Source organism: Nitrobacter winogradskyi, assembly GCF_006539545.1.
Taxonomy (GTDB): domain Bacteria; phylum Pseudomonadota; class Alphaproteobacteria; order Rhizobiales; family Xanthobacteraceae; genus Nitrobacter; species Nitrobacter winogradskyi_A.
Genome location: NZ_BJNF01000026.1, coordinates 17,436 through 36,624, shown reverse-complemented (window position 1 = coordinate 36,624; position 19,189 = coordinate 17,436). Strand labels below are relative to the sequence as shown.

Annotated in this window: 26 protein-coding genes and 1 tRNA gene; 18 read left to right on the top strand and 9 right to left on the bottom strand. The window is 61.9% G+C overall.

Translation table 11 applies throughout. The features are described from left to right. Window positions 1–26 precede the first annotated feature (26 nt). The gene (locus NWI01_RS05520; protein ID WP_041345558.1) at window positions 27–269 is read left to right on the top strand and encodes a FliM/FliN family flagellar motor switch protein; all 243 of its coding nucleotides are present in this window, start codon (window positions 27–29) and stop codon (window positions 267–269) included. Window positions 270–523: 254 nt separating this feature from the next. Further along, window positions 524–608: transfer RNA gene (locus NWI01_RS05515), tRNA-Leu, on the top strand. A 22-nt stretch (window positions 609–630) separates the two neighbouring features. On the opposite strand, the gene NWI01_RS05510 is transcribed toward NWI01_RS05515, so the two are convergent. The 7 genes from NWI01_RS05510 to NWI01_RS05475 all read right to left on the bottom strand — a co-directional run bounded on the left by NWI01_RS05510 (window position 631) and on the right by NWI01_RS05475 (window position 4,833). Continuing rightward, window positions 631–1,431 (bottom strand): tyrosine-type recombinase/integrase, encoded by an 801-nt coding sequence (locus NWI01_RS05510; protein WP_244613655.1) that lies wholly within the window; start codon window positions 1,429–1,431, stop codon window positions 631–633. Between the two features lie 478 nt (window positions 1,432–1,909). Continuing rightward, entirely contained in the window at window positions 1,910–3,064 is a 1,155-nt protein-coding gene (locus NWI01_RS05500; RefSeq protein ID WP_141382924.1) for a phage Gp37/Gp68 family protein, read from the bottom strand. After that, the gene (locus NWI01_RS05495) at window positions 3,061–3,576 is read right to left on the bottom strand and encodes a hypothetical protein (protein WP_210242941.1); all 516 of its coding nucleotides are present in this window, start codon (window positions 3,574–3,576) and stop codon (window positions 3,061–3,063) included. The genes NWI01_RS05500 and NWI01_RS05495 overlap by 4 nt, the downstream gene beginning before the upstream one ends. Window positions 3,577–3,796: 220 nt before the next feature. Next, window positions 3,797–4,075, bottom strand: coding sequence for a hypothetical protein (locus tag NWI01_RS05490; RefSeq protein ID WP_141382922.1), 279 nt, complete (start codon window positions 4,073–4,075; stop codon window positions 3,797–3,799). Continuing rightward, complete coding sequence (locus tag NWI01_RS05485) at window positions 4,072–4,302, bottom strand: hypothetical protein (protein ID WP_141382921.1); 231 nt, start codon at window positions 4,300–4,302, stop codon at window positions 4,072–4,074. Before NWI01_RS05485 ends, NWI01_RS05490 begins: the two co-directional genes overlap by 4 nt. Beyond that, on the bottom strand, window positions 4,299–4,529 hold the full coding sequence (locus tag NWI01_RS05480; protein ID WP_141382920.1) for an N-acetylmuramoyl-L-alanine amidase: 231 nt from the start codon (window positions 4,527–4,529) through the stop codon (window positions 4,299–4,301). The genes NWI01_RS05485 and NWI01_RS05480 overlap by 4 nt, the downstream gene beginning before the upstream one ends. 106 nt (window positions 4,530–4,635) lie before the next feature. Beyond that, a complete protein-coding gene (locus NWI01_RS05475) occupies window positions 4,636–4,833 on the bottom strand; it encodes a hypothetical protein (RefSeq protein WP_141382919.1) in 198 nt (65 codons plus the stop codon). Window positions 4,834–4,889: 56 nt separating this feature from the next. Here NWI01_RS05475 and NWI01_RS05470 point away from each other — a divergent pair, with 56 nt between their 5' ends. After that, a complete protein-coding gene (locus NWI01_RS05470) occupies window positions 4,890–5,216 on the top strand; it encodes a hypothetical protein (RefSeq protein WP_141382918.1) in 327 nt (108 codons plus the stop codon). A gap of 246 nt (window positions 5,217–5,462) precedes the next feature. Here the strand turns inward: NWI01_RS05470 and NWI01_RS05465 are convergent, their stop codons facing one another. Both NWI01_RS05465 and NWI01_RS05460 read right to left on the bottom strand, forming a co-directional pair. Next, window positions 5,463–5,843 (bottom strand): helix-turn-helix domain-containing protein, encoded by a 381-nt coding sequence (locus tag NWI01_RS05465; protein ID WP_141382917.1) that lies wholly within the window; start codon window positions 5,841–5,843, stop codon window positions 5,463–5,465. Window positions 5,844–6,102: 259 nt separating this feature from the next. After that, window positions 6,103–6,378 (bottom strand): hypothetical protein, encoded by a 276-nt coding sequence (locus NWI01_RS05460; protein ID WP_141382916.1) that lies wholly within the window; start codon window positions 6,376–6,378, stop codon window positions 6,103–6,105. 440 nt (window positions 6,379–6,818) lie between these two features. Here NWI01_RS05460 and NWI01_RS05455 point away from each other — a divergent pair, with 440 nt between their 5' ends. From NWI01_RS05455 to NWI01_RS05385, 15 genes are all read left to right on the top strand, one after another. Beyond that, the gene (locus NWI01_RS05455; protein ID WP_141382915.1) at window positions 6,819–7,211 is read left to right on the top strand and encodes a hypothetical protein; all 393 of its coding nucleotides are present in this window, start codon (window positions 6,819–6,821) and stop codon (window positions 7,209–7,211) included. Beyond that, window positions 7,211–7,834, top strand: a complete 624-nt coding sequence (locus NWI01_RS05450; RefSeq protein ID WP_141382914.1) for a hypothetical protein — start codon at window positions 7,211–7,213, stop codon at window positions 7,832–7,834. Before NWI01_RS05455 ends, NWI01_RS05450 begins: the two co-directional genes overlap by 1 nt. Then, window positions 7,831–8,451, top strand: coding sequence for a DUF2312 domain-containing protein (locus NWI01_RS05445; protein WP_141382913.1), 621 nt, complete (start codon window positions 7,831–7,833; stop codon window positions 8,449–8,451). The genes NWI01_RS05450 and NWI01_RS05445 overlap by 4 nt, the downstream gene beginning before the upstream one ends. Then, complete coding sequence (locus NWI01_RS05440; RefSeq protein WP_244613654.1) at window positions 8,448–8,936, top strand: HNH endonuclease; 489 nt, start codon at window positions 8,448–8,450, stop codon at window positions 8,934–8,936. Before NWI01_RS05445 ends, NWI01_RS05440 begins: the two co-directional genes overlap by 4 nt. Further along, window positions 8,933–10,972 (top strand): MT-A70 family methyltransferase, encoded by a 2,040-nt coding sequence (locus tag NWI01_RS05435; RefSeq protein WP_141382912.1) that lies wholly within the window; start codon window positions 8,933–8,935, stop codon window positions 10,970–10,972. The genes NWI01_RS05440 and NWI01_RS05435 overlap by 4 nt, the downstream gene beginning before the upstream one ends. After that, a complete protein-coding gene (locus NWI01_RS05430; protein ID WP_141382911.1) occupies window positions 10,969–11,511 on the top strand; it encodes a DUF7220 family protein in 543 nt (180 codons plus the stop codon). The genes NWI01_RS05435 and NWI01_RS05430 overlap by 4 nt, the downstream gene beginning before the upstream one ends. Continuing rightward, complete coding sequence (locus tag NWI01_RS05425; protein WP_141382910.1) at window positions 11,508–11,717, top strand: hypothetical protein; 210 nt, start codon at window positions 11,508–11,510, stop codon at window positions 11,715–11,717. Before NWI01_RS05430 ends, NWI01_RS05425 begins: the two co-directional genes overlap by 4 nt. Then, window positions 11,714–12,445, top strand: coding sequence for a hypothetical protein (locus NWI01_RS05420; RefSeq protein WP_141382909.1), 732 nt, complete (start codon window positions 11,714–11,716; stop codon window positions 12,443–12,445). Before NWI01_RS05425 ends, NWI01_RS05420 begins: the two co-directional genes overlap by 4 nt. Then, entirely contained in the window at window positions 12,442–12,837 is a 396-nt protein-coding gene (locus NWI01_RS05415; protein WP_141382908.1) for an ASCH domain-containing protein, read from the top strand. The genes NWI01_RS05420 and NWI01_RS05415 overlap by 4 nt, the downstream gene beginning before the upstream one ends. Window positions 12,838–12,839: 2 nt before the next feature. Beyond that, the gene (locus tag NWI01_RS05410) at window positions 12,840–14,027 is read left to right on the top strand and encodes a helix-turn-helix domain-containing protein (protein WP_141382907.1); all 1,188 of its coding nucleotides are present in this window, start codon (window positions 12,840–12,842) and stop codon (window positions 14,025–14,027) included. After that, window positions 14,017–14,721 carry a transcription termination/antitermination protein NusG gene (nusG, locus tag NWI01_RS05405; RefSeq protein WP_181410378.1) on the top strand — a complete coding sequence of 235 codons (705 nt, stop codon included), beginning with the start codon at window positions 14,017–14,019 and terminating at the stop codon, window positions 14,719–14,721. Before NWI01_RS05410 ends, nusG begins: the two co-directional genes overlap by 11 nt. Before the next feature lie 358 nt (window positions 14,722–15,079). Then, window positions 15,080–15,325: a hypothetical protein gene (locus NWI01_RS19525; protein WP_244613653.1), complete on the top strand. Its 246-nt coding sequence runs from the start codon at window positions 15,080–15,082 to the stop codon at window positions 15,323–15,325. 211 nt (window positions 15,326–15,536) lie between these two features. After that, window positions 15,537–16,007 (top strand): P27 family phage terminase small subunit, encoded by a 471-nt coding sequence (locus tag NWI01_RS05395; RefSeq protein WP_141382904.1) that lies wholly within the window; start codon window positions 15,537–15,539, stop codon window positions 16,005–16,007. Further along, a complete protein-coding gene (locus NWI01_RS05390; RefSeq protein ID WP_307723457.1) occupies window positions 15,988–17,394 on the top strand; it encodes a site-specific DNA-methyltransferase in 1,407 nt (468 codons plus the stop codon). Before NWI01_RS05395 ends, NWI01_RS05390 begins: the two co-directional genes overlap by 20 nt. Continuing rightward, window positions 17,327–19,180: a terminase large subunit gene (locus NWI01_RS05385; protein WP_244613652.1), complete on the top strand. Its 1,854-nt coding sequence runs from the start codon at window positions 17,327–17,329 to the stop codon at window positions 19,178–19,180. The genes NWI01_RS05390 and NWI01_RS05385 overlap by 68 nt, the downstream gene beginning before the upstream one ends. The last annotated feature ends 9 nt before the right edge of the window (window positions 19,181–19,189 follow it).

Here is a 19,189-nt window from a genome sequence, read left to right as displayed (position 1 = left end):
TTGGCATGGCTCCGGGTCTGTATTTCGTGGCGACGCTCGACAAAGTATCGGTCGATCTCATGGTGGTTCTGGGCACAACGTCCATGCCCGTTCATCAGGTGATGCGGCTCAGCCGTGGCGCCATCATCGAGCTTGACGCCACCGAGCAGGACGAGGTCAAGATCCTCGCCAACAACCTCCCGGTCGCCAGCGGCGTCGTGATGGTCAACCGAAACCGCATCACGGTCGAAGTCAAACAGATGCTGCCCCGCGCGCCGGACCGCCGATAAGCCGTCCTATAGCGTTTTCGAGCGAAGCATGTCCTCGGGCTTGGCCCGAGGATGGTGACCTGTTCGCGTGAAGAAAACGCGTCAAATCAAAATCATAGAGCCCCGCGTCTGATTTCATCAGAAGCGGAAAGGTTCTAACCGTCTTCCAATCCACCGATCGGGAGGAGGGACGTCTCGCTGGGCCTTGTCCGTCCATCATTGTTTTGTTACATCGGTGCCGTCGATCGGTCCGGCGGCGAGCCTGACCCGATTTAGCGCTCGTGGCGGAATTGGTAGACGCGCTGCCTTGAGGTGGCAGTGAGTAACATCGTGAAGGTTCGAGTCCTTTCGAGCGCACCATTGCCCAAAAATCCTCTTGTTATTACTCGGTTTTTCGGCCTGACGCCCGCACCTTATCACAGGGTGCGGGGATAGACGTTTCCCTTTCGTCCCTCGACATCTTGGCGGCGGCTCCTTTTGATAGAGCCTCCCGGTTTACCGATCGCGTGTAGAGCGATGCCATCTGGCCACCAACCCATCCGAACAGGGCCTCCAATTCGCGCTCAGTTGCCCCGCGGTTCGCCGCGTTGGTCGCCGCAGCTTTGCGAAGGCCATGCGCCGATTTTGTAATGCCGGCGGATCGACAGGCATCACGGAATGCATTGCCAAGCGACTCCTTCGTCATCGGAACGCCTGCGGCAGTTGCAATGAACGCCAGATCGCCGACCGGGCCGGCATCCAACGTGGCTTGGAGTTCTGGCTGAATCGGGATGGTGACGCGGATGCCGGTCTTTTCCGTGTTGATGGAAATGGAGCCGTCTTTGACATGCTGCTTGCCAACTTGGGCAGCGTCTCCCCGTCGCAGTCCAGTGTAGAGGAACAAATCGAACATCACGCGCTCCCGCGTTCCTCGATTCCATCGCTTCTGAAATTTCTCGATGTCATCCTCTGTCCAGACCTGGAATCCTTCCGAGCGTTTCCGCTTCGGCCGCTTCACGCCGGCTGTCGGATCGAAGTTGACCAGGTTCGCATCGAGCGCCCAACCAAAGAGGCCGCGAACCGTGCTGATGAAGTTCTTCGCCTGGGACGGCGTCTTTGCTCTGCGGTCACGCCCGGCGACGATCGACGCGCGGGTGATATGGGACAAGGGCTGATGACCGGCACTTTTGAGAACATGCTTCATAATGTTCTCGCGCTGCTTTCGGGTCGCTGCCGATAGGTCGGCCCAGGCCGACGATTGGCGATAGAGCGTCCAAAGCCATTCTAACGTACCGCGCGCCGCCTCACTCTTAGGCTGGGGTCGCTCGCCTGCCAAGGCGGCATGGTACGCTTCCATAAACTCTGCACTGCCGTACTCGCCCTTAATCCGAATCCTCGGGCCGGTCCCGATACGGACGTACCAGACCCGCTTGCCGTGGCGGGTTCGTTCACTTAGCAGATAAGGAGGGCGGGGCCTTGCCATGTCGGCCATCACAGGATGACATCCGGCGGCCGTTCAAGCTGAGTTTCTGGGGTTTTGCTTGTTGGAACAGTGGATTGCGGGGAAAAGCTGATCCTGATTGTCCCGTCCGGCATAACTTCAACGTAGCCGGCGCCGGCCTGCTTTGCTGCTCGCAGAGCGCGGGAAACGTCAGCCTGGGTGATGCGCGCGGGCGTCCTGCTCATAGCGGCGTCGCCTCCGGCATGGCGTCATGGGTGACGGCGTCGAGCAGGCGCCCGGCGGCGGATTTGCTATAGCGCTGCATCAGGTGCACGCGCTCGCCGTGGAAGCCGCAGCCTCCCGCGAGATTGACGATGCGAAATTTCTCCGGCGAGCGGCTAGCCCGGCCGTAATCAGCGCGCCAGTCCGGATCATCGTTGTCGCGGTCGACGATCGGGTACCAGCTTCCCCACTGCTTGAAGAAGAACGCCACGCCGGCAGAAGCGCACTGGTCGCGCAAAGATCGGACCCAATCCGGATGCATCGGCCGGGCACCAGCCCCCGATTCGCCGCCGACGATGACCCAATCGAGCGCGTGCTCGCGGTACGGGCCATCACCGCCCTCGTTATATCCCCGATCGTCCTTGAATCTGTAATAGTCGCCCGTCGCCAGCGCGTTGAAGGTCCAGCCCATATCGCTATCGTCCGGCGTTCCCGGAACGTGCGGAGCTTTGATTGCTGTTAGATCAATCGGCCCGAGAAGTGGCTCGGCTGAAATAAACCTCACCGCCGCCGGCGTCGCTAGCAGATCAGGAATTCGTTCGTCGGCTTCCTTCTGCCGCTCGGTGCTGACACCCAGCCACACGTTGGGGAGCGGAGGCGTCACATCCTCGATGTGAGCGGCGCACTGAGAGCCCGATACGGCCACTGCCGCGTCGGACAGCCGCTCGATGCCCTCGTCCGTTTCGTAAAGGTGGATGACGTAGTTCCGCATCCGCGCGCTGCGCTTCGTGAGCACCTGATATGTGTGCTGCGGCGTCAGCGCCATGACGGCGAACACCTTGTCGATTGCCTCGTCAGGCACGGCCTCGTGAAACAGGTCCGACATCGAGTTGACGAAATAGGTGGTTGGCTTCTTACGCCTCAGCGGCGCCGTCAGTACCTCATCCGAGGCGGTACCGATCTTGCCCGTCCACACGGCGTTGCCGTTCACGATTTTTGTGGTGCCGGCGTAATGCGGCGAGCCGCCGTGGCCCTGCCGTAGCCCGGCGTTGCAGGCCTCGATCCGTCGCGCTCTCTTCATCGCGTAGCAATTGGTGCAGCCGGGCGAGACGATCGAGCAGCCGGCAAATGGATTCCAGACGCGCTCTGTCCATTCGATGTTGGTCTTGCTCATGAATACTCCCAGATGCTTCTGTGCTGGAAGTCGTGCAGTGTTCTGGTCCCATCGTGGTGAAGGACCGCATCCAGGCTCACGTGGTTGCTGAACTTAGAAAATAGCTCGTAGTCCTTGTACATCTGCCGTTGCAGCTTCTTAACAGCGACGGCAATATTCGACGGCGCGACCTCACCAGTCCAAAGCTGGGCTAACAACTCGTTCTTAATTTCGTCACGGATATAGTCCGGGATTCCACTGACGGCCTGATCGACCGCAGCAACTCCGAATGTCATCAGCCAGTGATTAAGGTTCGCGTGAGGAGCCGTTGGCTTGCCGCATCTGGACTGAAACGAGATGTTTCGGTTGCGCTCTATAAGAGCGGCGATGGCAGGTGCCTCCTCGTGATCGGAGTTTAGCAGCGTCTTCAAAGCGAGAAAGTTTATGATCTTTCTTCGCTTGGTGATTGAGTCTTTGGTTCGTCCCTCACGCAATGCGGCTAGTACCTGGACGATCTTTTCTTGTTTCGGCATGTTTGCATCAGTCTTCCGATGACTGAGTGTCGCACACATTTTGCAAGCGCGGCCGCCATTGGTACGAACATAAACGTTAGGGCCAAACAGCGGGTGGCCTCTCTTACAGTGCGTCCGTGCGCGTTTCTTAGCAGCCGATGCGGCAGTCGCCTTCTTGATGGCCTCAAGCCTAGCAGGCGATGTCATTACCACCTCCCGCCACGATTGATGTTGGTCTTGCTCATGAATGCCCCGCGCGTTCGTGTGGTGGCGCAACAGTGGGGCCGTCAGGCCATGTTGGCCTCTCGCCGGTGATGTCGGTCAGCATGTCGGACACCGCCTCCTGCATCAGCGTCATGAACTGGTTCTTGCGCTTCTCATGGGCGACGAAGCGCATCTGGATCGAGCCGAGCAGGATCGCGCCGTCCATCGTGTCGGAGAGCGCATAGTAGGCGTTCCAGAAACTGCCCTCGTGCCGCATGGCGAGGCGGCCCACTTTCTTCTGCTTCTTCCGCGTCATGTGACCTCCTGTTGCGCTGGCGGTCGTCGATAAACGCGCTGGCCGCTCGGGCCTGCGGCGATCACGCGGCCCGCGATCGCCAGCTGGCGCAGGACAATGCGGACATAGCTCGGCGTCGAGATTTCGCCGATCGCGAGAAAGACGCCGCGCGATGAGATCGGGCCGCCGTCCTGCGGCAGTGCGTCGAGCACTTTGGCGACAAAGGCGGGTGAGGGGCGGTTTCTCATGACGCCCTCGCCATTTCAGCGGCAACGATATCGAGCTTAGCTTCGTAGCCGACGTCGGCATGGTATGCGCCGACAATGCGCTCGGCCGGCGGCAGGTGCCGCTGGCGTTGCCATTCGGCGAGCGCGACGGTCGCCTCTAGCTGGGTCGCGGTCGCGAGGGGATCGGCAGCTACGCGATCAATAACCTCGCTGGTTTCGTGGCCGGGCAGGGCTATGACGTTGCTCATAGCCGGCTCCAAAGCCAGGCGAGCAGCGCGAACCACGCGAGCGGAGCGGCGAGGTAGCTCGCGACGCAAAGCAGGGAGATCGGCCGAAGCGGCGCGATCGGATCGCCTACTCGGCTGGCGAGTTTCCGTCTGAAGTCGACGGCACATCCGCACTGGCGTTGCGTGTCGTCATTCGCCTTTCCATCTTGAGCAAGTGAGTCAGCACCATTTCTATGTCGCGGATATTCAAGGCGATCGTCCGAAGTCCCACAACGTAGATACCCGTCAGGACGATCGCGCCTGCAATTTCGATTGCTATAAGCATTCTGGCATCGCGCCATGGCGCGTCTCCCGATTTGCGGTTGAATGAGGATCTGTTCGATGTCTGACGACGGCGTAGGCTTGAAGAATTTTAGTCTCGATGCCTGGTGGAAGGTCGTAACTGCGGCCGGACCGCTAATCATCGTCGCGGCTGCCGGCGGTGCGTTTTCGCCCGGCGTGGTCGTCGGTCTCGGGCTCTTGCTGTTTGGAGCCGTTGAGTGGTCGACGGTGCACCGACGCGAAGCGCCGATTCTGGATCGTTTCAGTAGGCCGATCGGCACCCATTTCGTCGTTTTTCGCAGGCGGACGAGCGCATCAATTGCGTTGCAGGCACTAGCCATCGTGCTGCTCGTCTTTGGGCTCGCCTGGATGATTTATCGTGCCTAGCAGGCCAGCTGCTGCCACGCCGGCGCCCAAAATCGTCAGCCACACCGGCGCACCAATGAGGCCAGCCTCGGCAGTGATGATGATGCCGCTAGCCGAGACTAGCGGCCACGGTGTTTCGCCAAAAAAACTTCGAGCGATGTAACGGAAAAAACGATGCACCATGGCGCGTCTCCCGATTTGGTGTCGGGATGAATGTGCATGACATGCACAATGCAGTCAACGTCTATATGTGCATCAAATGCACAATTAGCGGCGCGGCCTTTTTAGGGCGTCCACGAGGCGGGCCGCTTGGCGCTTTCCGTCGTCATCTAAGGCGGCATAGGCTGAAAAGAGATCCTGCGCTTCGTCCGGGCCGCGGGTGAGCAGATCCACAATAGTACAGCCATACAATTTCGCGGCGGCCTCTAAAAGGCGTTGATTATATGGGCTTACACCGCGCTCAATTTTAGACAACTGCCCATGTGTGATGCCGAACCTCGGAGCGGCAGCCTCTAGGGTGATGTCCCTGAACTCCCGCCATTCACGTAGGTGGGTTCGGGTCAGCTCGGCGGGCTTTTTCGAACGATTTTGCGCCATGTGCACATGATGCACGGGGAAAAGCCGCCTTCCATTGCCCTGTATGAACATTATTGGTTGCCTTGATTGTGCATGTAATGCACATTTTGCCCATGCGACTCAGTGTTTGGATGAAATCGGCTGGTATTGGCGACGAAGCGCTCGCGGAAAAGGTGCGCGGGGTGGGAAGCCCCTGTGACCGGTCGCAAATCAGCAAGTATCGCCGCGGGTTGATGCGCCCGAATTGGCAGACAATTCGGGCACTTCATCAAGTTTCGGGTGGCTGTGTCTCGGCGAACGACTTCCTTGAGTTGGAGGTCGGGCAATGACGCTATTGCAACGGCGCGTTCCCGCGCGACGCGGTAATGAACGGCCGCCCGGCCAGGACGGCTCTCGTCTGCGCCATCACGGCCTGCAACGTCGAGATCGGCGCGATGATGCGCGCGACGACATGCCGGTCGATGTCGCCGTCGCCCAGGTTGCGTGTTGCGTAGAGCGTGAATCTCAAACAATCCGGCCCGATCTTTTCGAGCAGGGCGAGACCCTCTGCAAAGATGTCGTTCACACGATCCGGATCGATCAGGTCGGGCAGAACTTCGTTTCTCAAGATTGTTCCCCTTCTGGTGTTTCCTCAGCGGCCGTCGGCCATGGGGAAACTTCACAGATCGGGACTGAGCGAAGGTTAAGCGTAAGCACGGGCTCCGCGCGGGGCGGGCCGTCACTGGCTGGGACGGGTTGCGATGCCGTCTCAGAAATCGAAGCTCAGTTGCCTGGGCATCGACCTGAAGTGAGCACCGACGTGCTCGGTTCGGCCGAAACGCAGGCGCGTGTACGCGCGTACGCGCACGAGCTTCGCTCTCGCCATGTCTGTCATGGCGGACTCCATGGTCAAGCGGGTGAAAGCCCGCCGCTTCGATGCGCGTCCATTGCGCATCGGCGACCGCTGCGGCCCAGCCTTTCAGCTGGCGACCATGGCAGGCCAGTGACGGCCCTGCGGCGGATTGTCGGCGATTCGTATCGGGGCTGGAAAGTCGGCGGGGTTTCATCATGACCCGACAAAGCCGGCCGGGCGCAAAGCTGTCAAAAACCGAGGCCGATCATTCGATCGGTAAATACCGATCAATCGATCGGTGGTTTTCGCGGGTGGTCGACGCGCTGCGCCGGGAGCATCCCGACAAGCTGGCGCAAACACTCGCGGATTTCGCGCAGCGGCCACAGCGCGTTTGTGAATTGTGGCTCGCCGGGCGGCAATCGCCGAACGGCGCGGCGCTGGCCTCGCTGCTCCGCAGTCCGATTGGCGGCATCGTTCTCGAAGCCATCACCGCCGGCGCCGAAGCCGAGTGGATCGCGCGCGACCGCAGGGCGCGGCGGCTTCTCACCATTCATGAGCGCGAGGCCGAGCTTCGCCGGGAAAAAGCGCAAGCGTTGGAGGATGTCTGATGAACATTCAGTCCTTTCTGAGTTCCTTCAATGCCTCCTGGCCGACCGCGTCGTTCGACGAACGGGACCGGGTTACGCAGGCCGCATCGCGATTATCCGATTCCGATCGAGAGGCGGCGCTTGCCGGCGTCGCACCCTTCCTGGCCGAGCTGGAGCGGCTTCGCCGCAGATACGTGCCCGCCGGTTGGAAATATCTGGAAGAGAAGCGCTGGAAGCTGCTGCCGTCAACCGGGCGGCAGCTTGGCGAGCGCATCCTGCAGCGCGGCGGTGAAATAGCGCCGGCTGATAGCAACTCGGGCGACCGGAACGGTCGGGTCGCTACAGGGGTCACCGAGTTCGGGACGGCTAGCGCGAAAGACAAAGCGCAGTGTGCCGCCGCTCTCGAATATCTGCACGACATCGCTGAAGACCTCGGGCGGCTGCAGATCAAGGTCATGCAGGCGATCGATGTGATCGGTCGCGAGTCCGTAGGGCCACTTTCGTTCGTCGTCGCTCATCGCGAATCTCCTTCATCGGTTGGTGTTGCAACCCCGATGGTAGCCGAGTCGGACGTGGCGTCATCCGCCATGCCCGACTCGGCGCACGATGCTGATCTGCAGAGATTGAAAAGGGGCGTCCGATGACGACGGCCCGCGCCGAAGCGCGCTCACGCCTGAAGGATTTCATTGAGCGGGTCGAACGGATCGCGGCCGATCGGCGTGATCTCGGCGACGATATGAAGGCGGTGTTCGCCGAAGCCAAAGCCGAGGGCTTCGACACCAAGGCCATGCGCCGCATCATCAAGCGGCGCGACAAGGATCCGGCCGAGGTCGCCGAGGAAGATTCCATCTTTGAGACCTATATGGCCGAACTCGGCATGACGCCCGAGGCGCCGCTGCCGTCGATGGTGCGAGCGCTCGGCGTCGACGTGCTGGCGCGCGAGCAGGTCATCGACGCGTTGTCGTCGCTGATCCCGGCCAACGGCGAAATCATCGCCCGCGTCGGCGGCGAGCCGATGCGGCTGTGGCGCGACGAAGAGGGCCGGGCCTATGCCGAGGTCTATGTGCCGCCGGCGGCAGCGCCAAAGGAAAAGACCGGCCGCTCTCTCAAAGCGCCGGCGACCGTGCTCACCATGGTGCCCGGCGGAAAGCTTGCGAGCGAGGACGTCAGGCGCAAGGCCGACGCGGCCGAGAAGCGCAGCCAGGCGAGCAAGCTGGATGAGATCAGCGACGAAAGCAGCGACGAAGGTGAAGGCGAATGATGCACACCGCCGCTCTCCTCAAGCCGCAGCCGGTCGAACTTATTACGCTCGAACAGGTCGATCTGTCGCCCACGCCGTGGCGACTGATTCCGCTGTCGGAGCGGCGTGGCGTGTATTGTCTGGTTGACGCCGACGACTATGGCTGGCTCACCGAGGTCACCTGGAACATCAGTTGGGGCTCGCGAACGCCGTGGCAGCAATATGCCAAGCGCAATGTCGGGGCGGGCCGCGCTACGGTGCGCATGCATCGCGAGATCCTGATCCGCCGCGACCCGCGTTCCGAGCGGTTCATGGCGAAGCGCCATGTCGATCACATCAACGGGCAGACGCTGGATAACCGTCGCTGCAATCTGCGCTGGCTGACGCCCGGCGAAAATGCCGCCAACCGCCGCCCGCGCGGCCGTGTCCCGTCGCTGGAATCCATCATCGCTGAACTGCTGACCGCGCACGCTGCCAGCGTCGACGTGGGGGAGGTGCCGTTTTGAGTGCCGAAGACCAGCCCTATCAGGTCATGCCGCCGCTGTCGGCCGATGAATATGCCGCCTTAAGAGACGATATTGCGGCCCGCGGTGTGCTGGTTCCGGTCGAATATGACGAGACCGGTGAAATCCTCGACGGCCATCACCGCGTGCAGATCTGCGGCGAGCTTGGCATTTCGCAATGGCCGCGCCTCATTCGTCATGGGTTGACGGAGACCGAAAAGCGGCAGCACGCGCGCCGGCTCAATCTGGATCGCCGCCATCTTGATCGCGAGCAGCGGCGGCAATTGATCGCTGAGGATCTGCGCGAACGCCCGGAGGCGAGCGATCGTGCGATTGCGGCATCGCTGGGTGTGGATCACAAAACGGTCGGCTCGGTGCGGGACGGACTCGAGTCGACTGGGGAAATTCCCCAGTCGACTGAACGGCAGGGTCGCGACCGGCGTACATATAAGATCGTCCAGTTTGTTCCGGCAACGGACGAAGAAAAGCGCGGGCTGCTCGTATCGGCGAAGGCTGTACGCTTTGAGGCCGAGGCCGATGGCCGCGAGCGGCGCCGCGCGCTGCAGCAGGCGCTTTCGGACGAAACTGCAAAACTGCCAATGGGACGCCGGTTTCCCGTCGTCTATGCGGATCCGCCCTGGCACCGGAAACAGGGTGTCACCGGCCGCTCTTATGAGAACCACTATCCCACCATGACGTGGGACGACATCTGCGCGCTGCCGGTCAAGGATGTGCTGCTGCCGGATGCCTGGGTATTTCTCTGGATCCCGCGCGCGCACATGTTCGCGCTGCATACGGTCGATATGGAATTCGCGACCGATGATGGTTGCGTCATCACACGCAAGGTGCAGTTGCCGCTGGCGTGGGCCGTGGCGCGCGCCTGGGGCTGCGACAGCTACTCGACCGCCTTCGTCTGGACCAAGACCGACGAAGAGCACCCGGAAGATCAGGGCGGCGGCGTAATTGCTTACGACCAGGACGAAATCCTGCTCTTGTTCAAGCGCGGGCGCGGCCTGCCGAAGCCGGATACGAAGGAAAAGTTCGGCTCCAATCATCGCGAGCGCTCAAAGCCGCTCGGACATTCGCGCAAGCCTGAATTCTACCGGGAGATGATCGCCACCATGTGCGGCGGGCTGCCGGTGATGGAGCTGTTCGCCCGCGTCAATGCCGAGCATCCGTTGCCGCCGAAGTGGGAAGGGTGGGGCAACCAGACTAGTCCGTCGTCGGACGATGCGACGACCGAGTCCGCCACCATTACCAACGAGACCGCTGAGACAAGCATTGCGGTCAGTTTGCCGAGTTGCGCAAACTTGCAACTTCGACCTGCGGAGACCATCGCGCCCGGAAGTACGGCCGATGAGTCATTCGCCGGAGGCGCGACGACGTTGCCCGTCGCGGCTTTCGTCCTTTCCGCCCCAACTGATCCGGTTGACGTGACCGCCGATGCGGTTGACGAATTCGCCGATACGATTGACAGCGTCGCGCCCGAATTGGCCGGGGCGTCGGCGGAAGCGGCGCCGCCGCCGCCCGACAGCGAGGCCGACGAATTCACCGTCCTCAAGGCGTTCTCGAGTTTCGCGACGCCGGATCGGTTCGCCGTCATCGGCCCGGTTGCGGTCGACTACATCGCCCGCGGGCTGGTGTTCAAGTATGGCGGTGTCACGGATTGGGGGCTTACCGCTGCCGGCTACGACCGTCTGGATGAGCTGAAGCGCGAGCGCGCCGGCGTTGCGCCGAAAGTGCTCACACCGCCTGCGGTCTCTGATCTTTCCGATGAGGAACAGGAGATGCGCGAGGTGCTGGCAGCGGTCGCCGGCGCTTACCGCGCAGATCTGTCGGCATCCCGGCGCGCGAGCTACGAGCGCGACCTGATCGGGCACGGCTTTCTTAGCGTCATCGACGACTGCGGCGGCCTCGCCGTCACCGAGGCCGGCCACGCCTGGCTGCGGGAGACCGAAGCCACGAACGCGCCGGCTCCGCTCACGCAGCCGGAGCCTTTGACGCCTGTGCAAATCAACATGTTTGGGGCTGCGAGATGAAACAATCGAAATGGATGTCGGTGCTGGAAAGCATCATCAATATCGTTGTCGGCTTCGGCATCAGCATGGCCGCGCAGGCTGTTTTCCTGCCGATGCTCGGGGTTCCGGTCCCGTGGCATGCGAATTTCATCTTCGCGCTTATCATGACCGCGATCTCGATCGTGCGGTCGTTCACGCTGCGGCGGCTGTTCGAGGCGCTGCATATCCGCCGGCCGCTCTCGCCGTTCATGCAGGCGGTGATCGCGGAGCGCTATCGGCAACAGGATGTCGAGGGCTGGGACTCGGCGCATGACGATGAACATGCGCGGGGGGATTTGGCGCACGCGGGCGCTGCCTATCTCAAGCAGGCCGATTGTCATCTCATTGAAGGCGCCGATGTCGGCCGCAATGCAAAGTTCTATCTCCCGCATTTCTGGCCCTGGGAAATCGAATGGTGGAAGCCGACCGGCTTCCGTCGCGATCTCGTCAAGGGGTGCGCGCTCGGGATCGCCGAGGGCGAGAAGTTCGATCGCAATCGTAGCCGCAAGGTGCAGCGATGACGTCGGTCCGTCACAGCTGGGGCGAGCCGGCGCGGTTCGAGCACAAGTCCGAACGAGAGTGCCGGCGGTGCGGCATGGTCAAGGTCACGCGGCATGAAGCCGAAGGTCCGCGCGATGTGCACTGGACTGAATTCTGGCGCGACTGTGAGCAGCTCCCGGCGCAGCCGACACCGCCATGCGATGCGCGGCGCGAGGTACAGTCATGACCGTCTCTGCCGATGAAGATCACATCAGCCTTACCGAGGCGATCGCACTGTCTTTGCAGGATTACTGGAATTCGATCGGCCTTTATCTCCCGCATTGTCGTGCTGAGGATATCGCGCGCTCCGCGCTCCAGCGGCTACAGCCACGGCGCGCGTCTCTCCGTGATCTCCGTGAGCTGGATGACCTTGGTCTCGCGGAAGAGACTCGCGCGCGCGAGATGGCTTTTCAGGATGTTGTTGCTGAACTCGCGAGGCGGGCCGCGTCTGGCGGCGATCAGGATTGGGATGAGCGTAGCGTCGCCGCGATGCTCGCGGAGAAGCGCAACGACATCCACCATGTCGATAATGGCCGGACCGGTACGCTGCCGCCGCCGCTGTTCCGCATGGGCTACGAATGGGCCGCGCTGTCAATCATCAGGATCCTTGAAGGGGTTCTGGAAAAGCCATCCGAGGACATCTGCGCCACCACGGAATTCCAGCACGTCGGGAAAGGCCTCTACAAGCAGGTAGGAGAGCCGCGCCCGAGCGATCCGCGCCGCCGCGCCGCGCTCGATCTGATCAAGGAGATCGAGTGGTACGGCCAGAATGCTTTGCGCGGCATGTTCTTCCGCTCGAAACGCAAGAACGCCTACGCGCCCGCCGATGATGCGGCGCTCGCCGAGCTTCTCAAGGAGAAACGAGAGGCGCTTTCGGGTGGGTTATTCCAGTGCGCGCGCGGGGGCGGCGCATGAAAGCCATCAGCATTCGCCAGCCCTGGGCGTGGGCCATCTTTCATGCTGGCAAGGACATGGAGAACCGCGACAGGCGCTGGAATCTGCGCGGGCGCATCGTTGTCCATGCCAGCGCAACAATGACGCGCGCCGAGATGCTCGCGATCGAAGACATCACTGCTTTGGCGGGTATTCGACCGCCGACTTTCGCCGACTTCCGCGCATGCGGGCTGCTCGGCGCGCTGGTCGGCACCGTCGAAATCATCGACTGCGTGCGCGACCATCCTTCCCGCTGGTTTTTTGGCCCGTTCGGCCTCGTTTTGCGTAAACCGCGTCCCTTCAAAACACCAATCCCGTATAAGGGCGCGCTCGGAGTTATGGACGTGCCGGACGAGATTTTGCCGCCGGACTGATCATGCCGTCGCCCCGATATTCGATTATTCCCGCCGGCGCTGTCACCGACCGCTCGCTGGAGCCGCGCGACTTGCAGGTGCTGTGCCTGCTTGGCCGGCACACCGACGATTTGGGCTGGTGCCGGCGCAGTCAGGTGAAGATGTCCGCCGAGCTCGACTGCGGTCGCGCGACCATTCAGCGCGCCCTGGAGCGCCTGGTCGGCGCCGGTTGGGTGCAAATGAAGCGCCGCGATCTTTCTGATGACGATGACACCAGTCGTCATCCAAGCGCGAGCTATGCATACCGCGTATTGCTCGATCAGGATGAGCCCGGCCGGGGGTGCCCACCAGCGAGCACCCTGCCTCCGGCGCCAGATTCGTGCGGTCCGGCTCCGGAGGGGGTGCCCATAGATGAGCACCCGGGTGCCCACCCTGGGCGGGCACCGGGTGCCCACACATACGTGGGCACCAAGAACGACCCCTTAGAACGACCCCACCTTGAACGTGAGAGAGAGCGCGCGCGCGAGGGAAAGACCGAACATGAGTCGGTTGCCCGCTTTCTCACGACGTTCGAGGCTCGCTGGCCTTCGGCTGCGGTCGACGATCGTCAGCGAACGGCGTACGCCGCAGCCGCACTCACGGCCCAGCAGCGCGAAGCCGCACTCCGAGGCATCGCTGGGTTTCTCGCCGAGCAAAAGCGGGTAAAGCGCGATCGTATACCGGCCGGCTGGAAGTACCTCGAGCAGCGGCGATGGGAGCTGCTTTCCGCGGCCAAGCCGGAAACGACGGCGTCCACCGTGCATCATCCGCCCGGGAGTAGCGCCGCCACGGCACTCGCAACGCTGCACCAGATCGCCATGCTCGAGGCTTTCTTTCAGAAGGTCTACCGCATGCCGGATGGCCGCGTGAGCTGGCGTGGTGAGCTGACGCCCCGGCTTCTGGCGCTGGCTAACGCGCCACCGCGAGCGCAGTGGTCCGCGTTGAACAATCAGCAAGCGGCGGCATGGGATCGATATCTGGCTGACCACGTCACGGTCGCGACGCGCCGGCGGATCATGACAGGTGCCTTTGCGCCTTGGCCATGGCCGCCGAGGAAAGACGGGACGATCTATCTCGAAAGTGCGGCCGACGAAATGTCGCCCGATGCATCGACAACTTCCGATGACGTCATCGGTGACCAGCAAGAGGGAGGCCCGGAAGATGATCGGTGAACTGCAGCGGCTTGAGATCGGTCAATTCGTCGGAACGGTTGATCTCGACACGGTGCGTGGCCCGGCATCGGTGCCGATGCAGCCGAAGTGGTGGTTCATTCTGCGTACCCATCCGGGCCGCGAGCGCAAGGTGATGCGTGAATTCGAGCGGCGGAATGTCAGCGCCTATTGTCCTCTGATTATGAAGCAGCAGCGGGTGGTTCGCAGGGTGCATGGATCGAGCTGGACTTATGAGATCAAGCGGCAGGTCATGGTGCCGCTATTCCCGCAACTCCTGTTCGTTCCGGATTTTGAGCGCGTACCGGCAGATATAAGCGGCGTTTCGGGATGGCTGCGGTTTGGCGAATGGTTCGCGCGCATTCCGTCAGAGCGCGAAGCGACGTCGGAGCGCGGAGCTTGCATGGAGGACATCCATGCTTTGGTCGCGATTGCGAACACGCCGTTCAGCAAACGCGACGCGAAGTTCGATATTGGAGATCTCGTTCGCATTGTGGATGGTCCGTTCCGCGACTTCTCCGGTCGAATTGAGCGACTCGACTCCAGAGGGCGACTCAGCGTAGCCATTGAGATATTCGGACGCCTGTCGCCGACCGTTGTGTCGGAGTGGCAGATCGAACCGTCACAGTATCCAACGGATGTCTGCACGGTTCGTGAGAGGCCAAGGCCTCGGCGAGGCAGCTTTCGCTGCCGTTGAAAGGATTCCGCTCAAAACGCCCCGCCATCGTGCGGGGCTTTTTCGTTATGGGATGTAGCGGTTATCGCCATTGACCGTTGCACTCCAGGGGTGAGGGAGCGCCGTCTGCAGCAATGCAGGCGGCGTTCTTCGTTTAGGGCAGCGGCAGTGCTCATGCTGCCGCTGACGCTTCCCATAGACTTGGCCTGCCGGTGTCCATGCCGTGCAGGCCTTTCCTTTGAGTATGCCGACAGTTTCCGATTATGACGCGCGCCGTGGGTCCGCTCGCTCTCGTGGTTACGATGGGCGCTGGGATCGTGCAGCGAAGCAGTTCAAGTGGAAGCACCCGCTCTGCCTCGGTTGCAAAGCAGAGGGTAGGGTGACGCCAACGGCAGTGGTCGATCACGTCGTGCCGCACCGAGGCGACATGACGCTGTTCTGGGATCAGGCTAGGTGGCAGCCGTCCTGTCCGTTCCACCATAACGTCGTCAAACAACAGCTCGAGCACATGTTCGATCGCGGCGCGCTTCCGGAGGCCGAGCTGTGGTTGGACTCGGCGACGGCGGTTGCGGTCAGTCGCCGCGAGAGGGCGGTGATCGGTGCGGATGGTTGGGTCGGAGGGTGATGGTCACTCGGCGGCTTAAAATTATAAGAATAAAATCCAGATCTTCGACGAGACCCGAGGTAAAAAAATGCCTCCATGCGGAATCCCGGTCCAAAAATTTTCGTCCATGGGATGACCCCGGGGGGCAAAAAACTTTGCAGGGTTTCACCTAGGGACCGGCGGCCCCCCTTCGGACGCAAAAAGTTGGAATTAAATACAAAAAGCCACCTTGATGCGCGGTGCTAAACCAAAGCTCCGAAACGTCATCCCGATGCGGCCGGATGACGTCGATGCGGAAAAGCTTCGCAAGAAGATGATGCAGCGGGCGATCCGCCGGCTGATGCCGCGTGACCTGCCGCCCGAGGTCGAGAAGGAATACAAGCGCGTCGCTGCGATACTTGCGGATCCTTCCGTCGATCGTCTCAAGGCGCGCTACATCGACACGATCATTGAATATTGCCGCTGCACCGTTCGAATGCGCGGCCTGCGGGCGTCAATGCCGACGCTGGCGCACGAAATTTACCGCGTGAAAACGCGCAACGGCGATCAGGTGAAAAGCCACCCGCATGTTGCGCAGGTCAACGAGAGTTGGCGACAGTGGCGATCGCTCATTGCGATGCTCGGCTTGTCGCCGACCGATGAGCGCAACCTTCTGCCCGGTCAGGGCGACCTGTTTGATGAAAATGACCAATACTTCGACTAAACCAAAGCGGACCCGGAAGCCGAAGGCCGAGGCGCCGCGCGTCGAGCTTGAACCCATCGGGCCGCGTGCGGCCAATCGTGTTCGCGAGGAAACCTGGCCGATCGACCGGCTGCGGCCTTATGATCGTAACGCCAAGAAGCACGACCAGGCGCAGCTGGATCAGATTCGAGCTTCGCTCCGGCAATATGGGCAGGTGCACCGTGTGCTCGTCGATGAGGCGGGTGTCGTTATCGCTGGCCATGGTCGGCTCGAGGCGCTGAAGCAAGAGCAGTTCGCCGAGGTCCGCGTCCTGATCGCAGTCGGCTGGGAAGATGCGGAAAAGCGCAAATTCCGCCTTGCCGATAACCAGCTCACCATGTCGACGGGCTGGGATGAGAAGCTGCTCAAGGGCGAAGTGCTCGAGCTTGGCGCGCTCGGCGTTGAGCTGGATCAGCTCGGCTTTGAGCCCGGCCGCATCGCGGGTCTGCTGCATGAGCCGACCGCCGGTCTGACCGATCCGGACGAGATGCCCGAGCCGCCGCCGGTGCCGACGTCACGCCGCGGCGATGTATGGATCCTCGGGCGTCACCGCATTACCAACGGCGATTCCACCAATCCGGAGGATGTCGCGCGCGTTCTGGCGGGCCGGGTGCCTCACCTGATGGTCACCGATCCGCCGTATGGCGTGAAATATGATCCGGCCTGGCGGCAAGCGGCGGGCGTCACGTCAAAGGATGCTGCGACCGGCAAGGTATTGAACGATGACCGCGCCGATTGGCGGGAGGCGTGGGAGCTGTTTCCTGGCGATGTTGCGTATATTTGGCACGCTGGCGCCTATTGCGGCGACGTCGCCAATTCCCTCACGGCCTGCAGATTCAAGATTCGGGCGCACATCGTTTGGGTGAAGCAGCGTCATGTGCTCGGGCGCGGCGATTATCACTTCCAGCATGAGCCGTGCTTCTACGCGGTGAAAGAGGGTGCGGACGAACACTGGCACTTCGTTCCGGAGCACGACGTTGCGACCTACACCGTGCGCGACGGCGAGCGCGGCCATTACGAGGGCGGCCGTAAGCAGTCGACCGTCTGGAACATCGAGCATGTGAAGTCGGAAACCGGTCACGGCACCCAAAAGCCGGTTGAGGCCATGAAACGGCCGATCGAGAACAACTCGCAGCCGGGCGAGATGGTCTATGAGCCGTTCTCCGGATCCGGCACCACCCTGATCGCGGCCGAAATCACCGGCCGCAAGTGCTTCGCGATTGAGCTGAACCCGCTTTACGTCGATGTCGCCGTGAAGCGCTGGCAGCAATTTACTGGCCTTGTGGCCACCCTGGAATCCGATGGACGAACTTTCGACGACGTTGCCGCCGAACGCGACGCCGAGCGCCGCGCCGCCGCCGCAGCCTGATCTCGAACCGGAGGACGAGGTCACGGCTTATGCCGCGGCCGTCCTCGCTGGCGAGATCGTTGCGGGTCCGCTCGTGCGTCTCGCATGCGAGCGTCATCAGCGCGACCTCACGTCGGGCGAGAAGCGCGGCTTGGTGTTCGACGTGCATGCCGCGCAGCGCGCGATCGGATTCTTCCGTGACGTGCTCACGGTCGAGGTCGAGGAGCGTGACGAATATGGCGAGGTGTCCACCTATGCGTCGCCGTTCAACCTTCAGCCGTGGCAGGCGTTCATCATCGGCTCCCTGTTCGGCTGGAAGAATGCGCTCGGTTTCCGGCGGTTTCGCCGCGCCTACGTCGAGATCGGTAAGGGCAACGGCAAGTCACCGCTCGCGGCCGGCATCGGTCACTACATGCTGCTGGGCTGCCGCAAGCTGCGCGCCGAGGTCTATTCGGCGGCGACCGACAAGGATCAGGCGGCGATCCTGTTTCGAGACGCGGTTGCGATGTGGGAACGATCACCGGCGTTGCGGCGGCGCCTGAAGCCGAAGGGTGCGAATCCGGTGTGGGAGCTGCACACCAGTCGCCCCGGTGTGAATTCCTACTTCAAGCCGATCTCGTCCGACAAAAAGGGCAAGTCCGGCATTCGCCCCTATTGCGCGTTGATCGACGAAGTGCATGAGCACCCGGACAATTCTGTCATTGAGATGATGCGCGCCGGCACCAAGGGCAACCAGGAGGCGCTCTTGTTCGAAATCACGAACTCCGGTTTCGACAAAAAGACGGTCTGCGGCCAGGAGCACGACATGTCCGTGCGGATCCTCAAGCGGGAATTCGAGAACGATGCCTGGTTCGCCTTCATTGCGAATCTCGATGAGGCCGACGATCCATTTGAGGATGAGACCTGTTGGCCCAAGGCCAACCCGAACCTCGGCGTTTCGATTCAGCCCGCATTTATCCGCGAGCAAGTGCAGGAAGCGCAAGGCATGCCCTCGAAAGAAGGCCTCGTGCGCCGCTTGCACTTCTGCCAATGGACGGAATCGGCGACATCAGCCATTCCGCGCAAGGTATGGGAGGACTGCGAAGGCGATGTCGATGTCGACAAACTCACCGCGGACAACGTGCCGTGCTATGGCGGCCTCGATCTCTCCCGCGCGCGCGACCTGACCGCCTTCACACTAACCTGGCTGCTCGATGCGACGAAAGATCAGTGGCGATTTGCTTCTAAAACGTGGTTCTGGACGCCGGCCGATACGCTGAAAGAGCGCGCGAAAACCGACCGTGCGCCCTATGAGCTATGGGTCCAAAAGAAATTCATGGAGGCGGTACCAGGTCCGCGGATCAGGTATTCCTGGGTCGCCGATGCTCTGCAGCATCTTGTGGCGAAGTATCACCCGGTGATGATCGGTGCCGACCAGTACGGTCTCGAGCAGCTCCTGGACGCGCTCGGCGAAAAGGGCGGGTCAATCCCGGCCGAAGTCCACCCGCAAGGGTTTCAGCGGCGCATCATCGGCGAGCGGGACGGCGATCATAACCGCGAGACCGGCGCCGACGACATTGTTTGGTGGATGCCGGACTCGATCAATAAGCTTGAGGCGGCGCTGCTCGAGAAGCGCATCACGGTCGCTGTGAACCCGGTCATGCGCATGTGTGCCGGCGGCGTGGTCTACGAGCAGAACCGCACCGGGCATCGCATGTTCAACAAGGACAAGGCCACCACCCGCATCGACGGAATGGTGTCGCTCGCCATGTCGATCGGCGTGGCGACGTCGACTCAGGCGTCGTCCTCTTTCTGGGAAATCGCATAGGGAAACTGC